The organism is Clostridium sp., assembly GCF_016650095.1.
GTDB lineage: Bacteria > Bacillota > Clostridia > Clostridiales > Clostridiaceae > Clostridium_AD.
Genome location: NZ_JAENWL010000071.1, coordinates 1 through 12,715 on the forward strand (window position 1 = coordinate 1; position 12,715 = coordinate 12,715).

The 12,715-nt window shown below is 31.1% G+C and carries 7 protein-coding genes; all 7 read left to right on the forward strand.

All coding sequences use genetic code 11. From position 1 onward, the window contains the following. Positions 1–162: 162 nt before the first annotated feature. The 7 genes from JJE11_RS06335 (at position 163) to JJE11_RS06365 (ending at position 12,547) form a co-directional block, all read left to right on the forward strand. Positions 163–318 (forward strand): hypothetical protein, encoded by a 156-nt coding sequence (locus JJE11_RS06335; RefSeq protein WP_291633731.1) that lies wholly within the window; start codon positions 163–165, stop codon positions 316–318. Positions 319–512: 194 nt separating this feature from the next. Continuing rightward, complete coding sequence (locus tag JJE11_RS06340; protein ID WP_291633733.1) at positions 513–923, forward strand: hypothetical protein; 411 nt, start codon at positions 513–515, stop codon at positions 921–923. 12 nt (positions 924–935) lie between these two features. Further along, complete coding sequence (locus JJE11_RS06345; RefSeq protein ID WP_291633734.1) at positions 936–1,421, forward strand: hypothetical protein; 486 nt, start codon at positions 936–938, stop codon at positions 1,419–1,421. Positions 1,422–1,650: 229 nt separating this feature from the next. Then, positions 1,651–2,706 (forward strand): Ig-like domain-containing protein, encoded by a 1,056-nt coding sequence (locus JJE11_RS06350; protein WP_291633735.1) that lies wholly within the window; start codon positions 1,651–1,653, stop codon positions 2,704–2,706. 8 nt (positions 2,707–2,714) lie between these two features. Next, positions 2,715–4,808: a hypothetical protein gene (locus JJE11_RS06355; RefSeq protein WP_291633736.1), complete on the forward strand. Its 2,094-nt coding sequence runs from the start codon at positions 2,715–2,717 to the stop codon at positions 4,806–4,808. A gap of 38 nt (positions 4,809–4,846) precedes the next feature. Further along, positions 4,847–8,611: a hypothetical protein gene (locus JJE11_RS06360; protein ID WP_291633738.1), complete on the forward strand. Its 3,765-nt coding sequence runs from the start codon at positions 4,847–4,849 to the stop codon at positions 8,609–8,611. A gap of 174 nt (positions 8,612–8,785) precedes the next feature. After that, positions 8,786–12,547: a hypothetical protein gene (locus JJE11_RS06365; protein ID WP_291633740.1), complete on the forward strand. Its 3,762-nt coding sequence runs from the start codon at positions 8,786–8,788 to the stop codon at positions 12,545–12,547. Positions 12,548–12,715: the final 168 nt, after the last annotated feature.

The window sequence follows — 12,715 nt, forward strand, 5'->3', positions numbered from 1 at the left end:
CTTTTGGGATTTTTGTTGAGTTAGATACAACAATTATATCAAATAAGAGGGGGTCATTGTTTTTTTTGTTAAAAATAGCTACAATCCTTGCATTAGCAAGGTTTTAAATAAATAAAACAAAGATAGTGTTTACACTATCTCAAATGTAAAGGGGGTGAGAATATGAAAGAATTTTTAGTAGTTGTAGCAACTGTAATTTTAGCTTTTTATATCGGAGGTACTTTAATTAATGGGGACGATGCAAATTCTATGAAATCAACAGGTGCAGCAGTAAATGAAAATAATGCTACACACATGACAGAAATGGCAGGTTGGTAAAATCTTAAAATAGAGAAGTGGAATTTTTCTTTAGGTAATCAGTTAGTGTATCGTGTTATATATTAGAAATTTGGAGGAGGGTTACATATGAATTTTAATGTCCTTATTATGTTTCTCCTCACTATTTTTCTCTATTATATTATTTTGCACTTGCTAAATTCCAAGGAAAGGTAAATCACAGAAAGAGGTATCATATGAAAGAATTTTTAGTTGCATTATTTTTATTTCCGATGTTAATGTGGTTTCCTTGTCAAGATGTTGCAGGACAAATTAATCATTCTAAAGTTGTAGCTTATACTGCGATAGTAGATAAACATGCACAAGCAGCAAGAATTGAAGGTTGTTTTACAACGAGTAATATAAATAGTCTTAAACTAGAATTATCAAATGCTTTATATCTTAATGTTGCAGATATACAATTCACAGGAGATTCATCTCCTAAATATCGTACAGATGTATTCAATCAGTCACAAATGATTCACTTTAAAGTCTCAGTTCCAATAAAAAAGTTCTTAGCAAATAGTAGTTTTTGGGGTATTTCTGAAAGCTCAAATCAAGTTAATTACTCAATGGAAAATGAAGTTGCAAGTGAATTACTACCTTAAGGGAGAGAAATTATGAAACAGTTTATTGTTGGTTGGGCCATAGTATTACTTAGTTTAAATTGGCTCTCATATAAGCAGGATAACTATATGCACCAAGAACAAATGTTAAGACTAAAACGTGTGTGTCAAGAAGCTGCTGTTGCTGGAGCGCAATATTTTGATAAATCTCAATATAGATATGGTAAATATGTATTTAATCAAAGTGAAGGAACTAAAGCAGTAGAGGAGATAATAAAATATAATCTTAAATTAGACAACAATTTTGTGCCACTAGCTAATACTTATTGGCAAGATAAAATAACATATACAATAACATTCTTAGATGACTCTAATACCGTATACCCATTATTATATACAGACCCTTCCGGTATGCTTACACATGCTATTACATCACCAACAGTAGTTATAGCTATTAATGCTGGTAAGACAAGATATAGACTAATTACAAATCCACCAACTGCATTTAGGGTATCAGCTCATGCATGGAAAACAAGGTGAGTACGATAAAGTGCTAAAAGAATTAATTTTAGCACTTTATTAATAAAAGTAGTATATAAGATAAAGAAAATAAGTCATCTAATCAATAATATACTTTTTTTATCTTGTATATATTACTCTATTTTGTTGTACTTTTACTCTAAAATATGGTATAATATATATAACATAAAGAAAATAAATAAGACAAAGATATTTAATAAAAATCAATATTTCTAGGGGAGGAATTTTAATGAAAAGTAAAGCAGTTATATCAATGATGCTAGTAGGTATATTAACGTTAAGTGGTATTTCAGTACCAACAAAAACATATGCTTCAAATTTAGCTATTAATACTACCACTACTCAATCTAAAGAATTACCAGTAATGACAGTGAATAAAAATAAAAAATTTACAATTACTTTTAACAAAGATATAGATTATAAAACTATAAATAAAAATAATATAAAGGTTACTAATTTTTTAGGTTATGAAGTAAATGTTAGTGTAGATAGGCTAATAGGGAGCGATAATGTTGCATTAGTTAAGCCACCAACTGAGGGATATATCGAGGGTGCAGTATATACTTTAACAGTAAAAAAAGATATAAAAGATACTAATAATTTAAGCTTATTAGAAGAAGTGAAAATGAAATTCATAATTAAAAGAACAACAATTCAAGCGTCAGTTTTTACTAGAAGTGATATAAAAACTATATCTAATTATAGCGATATTACTGTAAGTGAAAAAGATATTATATTAAAAGATTTTAATGATTTGGGAACAAATATAAAACCTAGTTATACAATTCCTACTGCTTATAATAGTAAATTAAAAACAGATTTTTATGATATTGCAAATACAATAATAAATCCGCAAATGTATACTACTTTAAGTTATGGTGATGAAAAGAAACGCTTAATGTATTATGACCGTGTTAAAATATCATATGCTAGAACAAAAGTTATGGGATTAACTGATTTTGCTTTTTCTTATGGGTTATATACTAATGAAACACCATATCTTGATTACAGTAATCTGTCATATTCAGATGGCTACAAGCCATTAGGAACAGTTTATATGGGAACTCAATTTTTAGATAATGCTAGTATAAATTCTTTTAATAAAATTAATAAAATATTATTTGGTGAACAAGGTGATGATATTTCCAATGAAATTGTAAAAAACTATAAATTGTATAGCAATGATATTGATGGTTTCGGTGGTCAAAAGGACTTTGGTAATATTCGTATAGAAGCAAATTATACTAAGGAATTAACTATAATACAATTATATATAAGGGAGTAAAAATAAAAATGAAATTATGTAAAATTATTGGTTTATTAATGGGTATTTTTTTAATGAATTTACTGTTTTTTAAGTATAGTGCAAATGCGCAGGTACTTACTAAACAAATTAACGATTATAGACCTGAATCTAGTGTTCGTGCGGTTAATGGTGATAGTGTATTAGGCAGTAAAGAAATGTGGCAATACACTGGAAGTCTAGATAATCAAGTAACAAGAACTACGGATGACCGAACAGCAGGAACAGTAGTCTCGCCACTTGGATGGATATATAAAGGCGGTACTACTACAGTAACAAATTTACCACCAACAGTTAATTATTCTGATGAAGATGGATACACAGGAACTTTATATTTAGACAAGGATACAGACCCATATTATGGGTGGGATAGACATTTAGTGCAGGGTTATAATGGTTTAAGAGCTGACGGAAGGACAACAAAAACTTATTCATTTACAACAAAACCAGCTTATCTTGTTCCAGGTCATTCAGATTGGTATTATAACGGAAGTACCCTTGAAGATATTGGGGTATACAGTGGTGTTGTAACAAAAACAATTACTAGTAAGCCGATAGCAAATATTGATGCACCGAACAGTGCTTTTATTGGTACTACAGTAGTAGCTAAGGGAAGTGGTACAGACTCTGCAGGATTTGCAATAACTGAATATGTTTGGACTTCAAGTAACGGACAATCTTTGACAGGTACAGGAGGTAATATAACTGTAAATGCTCCTGTTACCTTAACTTTAAAAGTAAAAAATTCTGATAATGTGTGGAGTGACATTGTAACACATGTTATTGATATAGAAGCAGTAACTAGCAAACCTATTGCTATTATTGACGCACCAACTAGCACGCACACTGGCACTACAGTAGAGGTTAAAGGAAGTGGTATAGATCCTACAGGATTAGCTATAACCGAATATTTATGGACTACAAATAACGGACAATCGTTGACAGGCACAGAAGGGAATATAACTGTAAATGGTCGTGTTACTTTAACTTTAAAAGTTAAAAATTCTGCTGACGTTTGGAGTGATATTGTAACACATGTTATTGATATAGAAAATGAAGGACCAACCGTGACAATTAATGTTCCTCCAACGGTTGTTATGGGTAATGATATATATGTAAGTGGAAGAGGACAAGATCCAGAGGGTGATGAACTAGAATATTTTTGGAACAAACCTCATGATGCGTATGGACTTTTAGAAGATAAAGGCGGAACAGTTTATTTTATGAGTTTAGGTATTAAACAATTTGGGTTAACGGTTTATGATACTACTGGAGACGGTGCATATGCTGAGGATGAAACAAATGTTATAGCACCAGTACCATATGTAATTATAAATACGAATGGTACGTTAAAAGAGAATAGAAAGGTGACTTTAGATGGAATAAATTCTAATTCAGGTTCTCAAAGATTTGAATTAGATTGGACAAAAGCTGAATGGGAAATAACAGCGGTAAGTGGTGGTGCAGCTACAGATATAAAAACTGCAACTAGCTATAATGGTACAAAAACTATGGATTTTGTATTTAAAAAAGCCGGAACATATAAAGCAAAATTAACATTAACCAATACTTATGGAATAAGTAATACAGGAGAAAATACATTTGTAATTGTGGAAGATAAAGACCCGGTAGCAGATTTCACTTTAGCAGAAACTATATTAAGAGACCCTGATAATCCTGCATCAAATGGGCTATACCAAGGTACTTTTAAAATAAGTGATTTAAGTAAATCAGAGGATGCCGATATTATAGCAAAAAGAGCTTATTTTGTAACTTTTGATTCTGATAATGATGGAAACTTTAATGAAGAAACGTGTTATATATATGATTTAAGTTTCAATGGGACTAAACAAATGCCAACTAATGCTAGTAATAACCTCCATTGGAGACCAATAGGCATGTATAAAGATTTTAAATTAATTAATATAGATAATATGAATACGGGGAATATTCAAGAGGTATCTTTTGATTCTACTCATGTAGGAAAGTACTTATTTGATTTAGTTGTTAAGGAAGAATTTGGACAAACAACAATAGAACAATTCATAACTATAGATGATAAGAAAAAAGGAGACACATATTAGGGTGCTAGGGGGTAGCACTTTTTATAAGGGGGGGTATTTTGAGAAAATCACATAAATTAATATCTATTATAGTTTTAATGTGTTTTTTAATTTCTACTATAAGTTATGCAAAAGATAGGGCAGATAAGACAGGGGAGATTATTAATGTAGCTCCTTATACTGGATTATCTGCAACCGTAGTACATCCTAAGAAACTAGATTTAGTGCTAATGACTGACTATACAGGAACTAAGAAATCAACATTAATAAATGAGATTAACAATAAAGTAAGTAATTTATATAGTAAAAATGTTGATGCTCAAGTATATGTAGAAGATATAAATAATAATTTATATACAGGTGAAACTTATTTTAGGCAGGAATATGCTGGAACACCTACCGAAAGTTCTGGTTCGATAGTACCTTATTCTGGAGGCAAGGCTAATATTAAAAATATAGATATTAATAATTCTTTAGGTATGTATAAAAGACAATTATATACCGGTTATGGAGTTTTTACATGGAAGAATGATAATTCAGTAACTTTTAAATGGACTTCGTTTAGTGCTACTTATCAAATTGGAGAAGCTCCTACTGAAACTAGAGAAGAATTTATTCTTCCTGATGCACCTACAAATATTAAAAATATTGGAACATCAAAACATGCTTTATATATTTTAACTACGGATAATAAATTATATATGTCAGGAGATCCTTGTAATATGGCTGATGATTGGTGGAATAGTTATATGAGTGATAATCCTGATAAATATACTGGAATGAATTTATTATATTCAGATGTAAAAGAATTTAAATCTAATTATAATGGTCTGGCTGTACTAAAAACTAATGGTGATGTTTATTATAGAGGGAATATTGGGTTAGAAAAAGATAATGATGACTATTCTTCGATTTATGGAAAATCTATGAATGTTGATACAAAACATGACAATGAAAGAGTATATACTTATACTACTAATAGATTTTTAGTAACTGATGGATCACAGAAAATTTTAGGCATGAATAATATAACAAGAATACAATTAGGAAATGAATCTATAATAGGATTAAATGATAATACAGGCGAATGTTTTGGCGTTGGTTATAATCAAGGTCAGTTTGGTTGGGGAGATCCATATTTTCGTGAATGTACTGTAGATTCTTGGAGCGAAGAGATGATACTCCCGACTGTATTAGATGCTAAAAAAATACCATTATTAGATGCTAGAAAAATAAAAGAACTTTATATGTATGGATTATATACAAAAGTAATACAAAAAGACAATACAATTTGGCGATTAACAGGAGGAGGAGTTACATCAATTGCTCCAGAAAATGGATTATCTACATCCTTTTTTAGAGAATTATACTCTTCAGATGCAGGAACATATACACAAACTGGTATTTTAAAATCAGATGAATTATTTGAAATAGATAATTCTGCTAGTTATGGTTGTACAACTGTAAGAACTGATAATCCTACATATAGTCCTTATTTAGGATATAATGTAAATTGTTTTCTTACTAAATATACTTATTCTATTAATGTTACCGGAAGCACTATTGTAAAAAAAGATGGCAGTACAATTAGTAGGTCTTTAGATGCTACTACTAATGTTACTAAAACAACAAGTGGTTTTTTTAATGGTATAAAGCAAATATATTCTCTTAACACAGATGAAGTTATTGATAAAACTTATCGTGAAGGTTCAGACAAAATTTTACTTTATATTAGTGATAATACTAATGTAAATTTTCTTTCTAAAGATTTAGGTTCTTATTATCCAATGACAGGACTTAATTATAGTTTTATGTCTTTTATAGGTAAAAATAATTTTGGAGTTTATATTGTAACTCCTAGCTCTATTTTAGATTTTATTGAGGACACATGTACAAAACAAGAAGTTTCATTGCGTCAAATTTCTAATAGCTCAAATGATAAACATCTATATGACAAAGGAAACTATACTCAAGCATTAAATGAAATAGAAGCTAGGTATTCAGATAATGAAGAACCACTTAATGAGTATGTAATAGTAGATGAAGACATATTGAAATATAATACACAATTTACAGATAAAGAAAATGATACTAAAAAAGATGAAAGATGGTTATATAATCATAATCCAAATGTTTTTTTAAATCCTATTGGAACTATTAGTACAAATAACCAATGGGTGAGTACTCCTATTACTCAATTTAATAAAACAGGAGAATATAAAACTACTTATCAAGTACAAGATAAACCTTCATTGAATCCTCAATTTGATAATTATAATAAATGGAGTAATCAAACAGAACAACTAGAAATAATTGCACATAGAAGACCAATAGCTAAATTTTCAGCAAAAATTCCTAAAAAATTAATAAATGAAGTGAATTTAACTGAAGATTTTGATAATAAACATGAAATAGTAACTTCTTATAATAGTGAATATTGCGATATACAAAATAATGGATATCTTGACACTAAAGCACTCAATGGTTTAGCAAGATCAGATGAAGATGAGGAATGTTTGGCAACAGTAACTATTAACGTGCCAGAAGATAGTGTTAATGCTATATTTAATTATACTGTAAAAGGCGATCATTATACAGTAGAATTAGATGGTATTAGGACATTATCTTATTCCTATAATATGGAATCTGCTATTTCGGTACCACTTAGTCCTGGAACACATACATTAAAAGTACATGCAATTTATAGACCTATATATAGGCATAGAGAAGATGGAAAATGGGAATATGATCCTGCAATATATGGTACATTTATACTAGATAATTTGCAACTTACTTATTATACTAATACTTGGATAAATGGAAGTGCAAGTGATTATTCACCAACGGGGCAAACAAATATAACTTATAGCAATAAATCCTATGACATAGATCATACAAATTCAAATGAAAATCTAAGAGAATTAAGTTCTTTTCCCGACAAAGGACTAACCCAAGAAGAATGGAAATGGTTAGATGCTACTAATAGTGTTGGTGGTACTTGGCAATTAGGGAAACTTTCAACTTATACCAAAGATCACATTTATCAAATTTCTTTAAGAGTTAAGGATATAGAAGGTGCTTGGTCAAATCCTTCTATATTTACATTAGGGGACAATATGCCTGAAATTGTTGAACCTAATAATGCACCTATAGCAAAGTTTATTTTTAATACAAATGTTATGACTGTAGGAACCACCAATACTATAACAGACCTTTCATTCGATCCGGATGGAGACCCTATTGCACATTGGGATTGGAGATTGTACGACCAAAACGGTTTTTTAATAAATGATTATGCTGAAGACAAACCTAATCTATCAATATTGGCAGTAGGCGATTATTATATTGTGTTAAAGGTAGAAGATAATCCTAGTACACCACCTGCTTTATGGTCAGAACTATGCTTTGTTGAATTTAGTGTTATAGATTATACCTTAACTGGACAAGTTAATCATACATCTAAATGGAATATCAATAGAATCAAATACAATAGAGCTAAGACCGGTACAGATGATTCCCCAAGAACGTATGATGTATTTTTCCCGGGTGAAAATTTTGAACTACTTGCATTTACAACGCCAGGAGCTAATGCTCAATCTGTAAGTGTTTCAATAGAAGGAACTACATTTAGTACCAACTTAGTCCAAACAGCAAGTGCAACTTGGACGGGTGATTTATGGGATGAATCAATGATAAATTGGCCGAACAAAACTGTAAAATTTATATTCATAGCTACTTATCCGTATGGGTTAACCAAAACTAGTGATGTTTATATTAAAATTGATGGGGGAGGCGGTTATTGGCTACAACATAGAGAATTTTAATGATATTTAAGAGATAGTATTATGCTATCTCTTTTTTACATAATTGATATCTATATAATTAGAAAAAACTTAATAAAAACATTATTGCGGAAATAAATTTATTGTAATATAATTGATATATGATAGAAAATAAATAAAAACACATACATGTTTTTTTAGGAGATGATAAATAGTTTGAATAAAATATATAAATTTATATCTATTGTAGCTTTAGCAAGTTTTTTAATTTCTACTATAAGTTATGCAAAAGATAAGGCAGATAAGACAGGGGAGATTATTAATGTAGCTCCTTATGCTGGATTATCTGCAACCGTAGTACATCCTAAGAAACTAGATTTAGTATTAATGACGGACTATACAGGAAGTAAAAAATCAAATTTAGTATCTTCTGTTAATGCTACTGTTAGCAGCTTGTTTGGCAAAAATGTAGATGCAAAAGTATACACAGAAGATACATCAAATGGGTACCATGTAGGAGATACTTATGCACAGCAAATTTGGGATGGATCACCATCTGACACAGGAACAGGGCCAACATCTTATGATGGTAGTGAGAGTGCAAGGGTAGACATTGGTTATGGTACTACTGTTCCTAATTATAAAAGAATACTACATAGTGGGTTTGGTAAAATGACTTGGAACAATGATGATACAATATCATTTGCATATAATAATCCAACGGACTATTTTAACACTATGGGAGAGAGTCCACCACTTGGCGGTACTATATGGAGTTCAGGCAATGTAAAACAAATAGGGGCTTCAAAACATGCTCTGTATATATTAACAACAGATGGTATATTATACATGTCAGGTAATGCAACTCAAATGTGTGGCTCTTATGGTAATTCAATGTGGAATTCTCATGCTACTCCATATACTGGAATGAGACAAGTTATGACTGGTGTAGCTGATATAGAAAGTAATTATAATGGAATTGGTGTTTTAATGACTAATGGTACTGTTAAGTATTCTGGAAATCTAGGTTTATTGACTTATAATTATTACCAAAGATATTATAAGCCTGCTATGAATATACCATATACTACAAGTAGTTCTTCTTATATGTATAGTATTGATAATTATTTGGTATCAAGTGGTTTTCAAACAATACCGGGAATGTCAAATATAACAAGAATTAGTCTTGGAACACAATCAATTATTGGAATGAATGATACTACTGGAAAATGTTATGGAATTGGCTATAATCAAGGTCAATTTGGTTGGTCAGAACCTTATTATATGGCATATACTGGAATGAATGCTAGTGGTGAAAGGACAGCTCCAGCTACTTTGAATACGACAATAATCCCATTACTAGATTCAAGAGAAATTAAACAAATGTATATGTATGGTGTATACACAAAAATAATTAAAAAAGATAACACAATATGGAGGCTTAAAGGTGGTGGATTTACTACACATAGTCCATATACATATATGTTCGGATATATAAATCATTCTTTGTTATCTATAGAACCAGGAAGTTATACTCGAGTTGGTGTTATGGATTCAACTGATTTATTTGATATAGATACTAGACCATCATTTTCACAAACAGGTACAAGTGGTACAACTAGTTTATATCGAGCATGGACAGGGTATGTGTGGTTGGACGATGTTACACAACATTATGATTATAATATAAGTTCAACTAGTTCAGTAACAGCGAAAGCGGATAGCACAGCTATTACAAAATATGGGGCTACTTGGTACACTAATTATAACTTTAGTGGGATACATCCTGTTTATTCTTTGAATACTGAGGATGTTGTTAATAAAACTTACAGGGCTGAAGCTGATAGAATTTTATTATACGTAAGTGATAACACTAGCAAAGACTTTGCATCTAATGATTTTGGTTCCTATTACCCATTATTAGGACTAAAACACAATTTTATGTCATTTTTATCGTCTAACAATTATGCGAATTATATAGTTACTCCTAGTTCTATGCTTGATTACATGGATACTACTGTAATTAATAAGCAAGAGATTTCACTAAAAACGTTATCCAATAGTACACAAGATGGACATTTGTACGATACAGGCAATTATGCACAAGCATTAACGGACATATTAACCAAATATTCAAATAACAAAGAAGATTTTGTAAAATATGTTATAGTAGATGAAGATGTTTTGCAGTATAATACATCTTTCAATGACAGGGAAAAGGACATTAAAAAATCTGAAAGATGGATGTACACACATGATCCAACATTCTTTTCTAATAGCACAGGAACTTTAAGTACAAGCGGACAATGGGTGAGTTCTCCTATAACTAAATTTACTAAAACAGGGGAGTATAAAACTACTTATCAAGTACAAGATAAACCGACAAACGATTCAGATTTCAGTGATTATGACAAATGGAGCGAACAATCAAACCAATTAGATATATTTGCTCACAGAAGACCGATTGCAAAGTTTAAAGCTGTTATACCTAGTGAAACTATTTCTACAACAAGTTTAATTACAGATTTTAATGGTGAAAATGACATACCAGTATCTTATAATTCATATTGCAACATACAAACTGGTGGATATGGAGGAAGTAATGCATTAAAAGGTACAACTGTTGGAACATCAGGACAAGATGGTTCAGCTACAGTTACTTTAAATGTTCCTGCAAATGCAAGCAATGCAGTATTTAAATATATTGCAACTGGTAATCAAAATTATACCGTAACAATAGATGGAACAACTTCAGAACGATCAGGAAATATTAATTCAGTCGTTTCATTAATTCTTTCTCCAGGGGTGCACACTTTAGTCATAGCATCGTACTATACCGCACCATATAGTAGGCATCATGGAGAAGATGATTATGCTGCTATTTTTGGTACTTTTACACTCGATAATTTGGAATTAACCTATAATACATCCACATGGACAAATGGGAGTGCTAGTGATTATACAGGATCTCCATTGCGAACAACTGTACGCTATTCAGATTCATCCTACGACATTGACCATACGCTGACCAGTAATACATCTAAAATATTAAAACCTTTACCTGATAAGGGAATACAAGCAGAAGAATGGAAATGGATAGAAACTACACCTGGAGTTTTAGGAACTTGGCAATCTGGAAAGCCTGCTACAGTGTTAAAATATCATTTATATCAAGTTAGTTTAAGAGTACAAGACCTAGAAGGTGCTTGGTCATACCCTTATATAATTAGTTTGGGGGGGGAAGTATTAGAAACGAATGATTCTCCTACAGCAAATTTCTTTCTAAATACAAACGTTATGATGCTTGGAACTACAAACAATATTACCGATACAGCTCCTTATAATGATTATGACCCAGATGGAGACCCAATTGTTGAAAAGAGTTGGGCAATTTTAACATTAGATGGTTATGGTAATATATCTAAAACTCAAAATTATGGTTCAACAAAGCCTAATTTAAGCACATTGTTAAGTGGTAGTTATATTTTAACCAAGAAAGTACGGGACGACCCTTCAGCGAGGGGTAGTTATTTAACATCTAGTTGGTCAGCATTACGCCTTGTTGAATTTAGTGTTATAGATTATACCTTAACTGGACAAGTTAATCATACATCTGAATGGAATATCAATAGAATTAAATACAATAGAGCTAAGACCGGTACAGACGATTCCCCAAGAACGTATGATGTATTTTTCCCGGGTGAGAATTTCTCATTACTTGCATTTACAACACCCGGAGGTAATGCACTTGATGTAACTGTTTCAATAGAAGGAACTACATTTAGTACCAACTTAGTCCAAACAGCAAGTGCTACTTGGACAGGTGATTTATGGGATGAATCAATGATAAATTGGCCGAACAAAACTGTAAAATTTAAGTTCAAAGCTACTTATCCATATGGTATAACTAAGACTTATGATGTTTATATTAAGATTGATGGGGGAGGTGGTTATTGGCTACAACATAGAGAATTTTAATGATATTTAAGAGATAGTATTATGCTATCTCTTTTTTATTGTGCGCCCGGCATGGGCGCAATCTAATGGGTGAAAGTCCCTAGCACGGGTTAATAGTGCCAAGTGCATAGCTTAAGACAAGGGTGTCCATCGCGAGATGGAATCTGAAGGAAGTCGGCGGCCAAACTC

Coding starts and splice junctions, on each gene's coding strand:
- JJE11_RS06350 (WP_291633735.1), top strand. CDS start 1,651: ATGAAAAGTAAAGCAGTTATATCAATGATGCTAGTAGGTATATTAACG.
- JJE11_RS06335 (WP_291633731.1), top strand. CDS start 163: ATGAAAGAATTTTTAGTAGTTGTAGCAACTGTAATTTTAGCTTTTTAT.
- JJE11_RS06355 (WP_291633736.1), top strand. CDS start 2,715: ATGAAATTATGTAAAATTATTGGTTTATTAATGGGTATTTTTTTAATG.
- JJE11_RS06340 (WP_291633733.1), top strand. CDS start 513: ATGAAAGAATTTTTAGTTGCATTATTTTTATTTCCGATGTTAATGTGG.
- JJE11_RS06345 (WP_291633734.1), top strand. CDS start 936: ATGAAACAGTTTATTGTTGGTTGGGCCATAGTATTACTTAGTTTAAAT.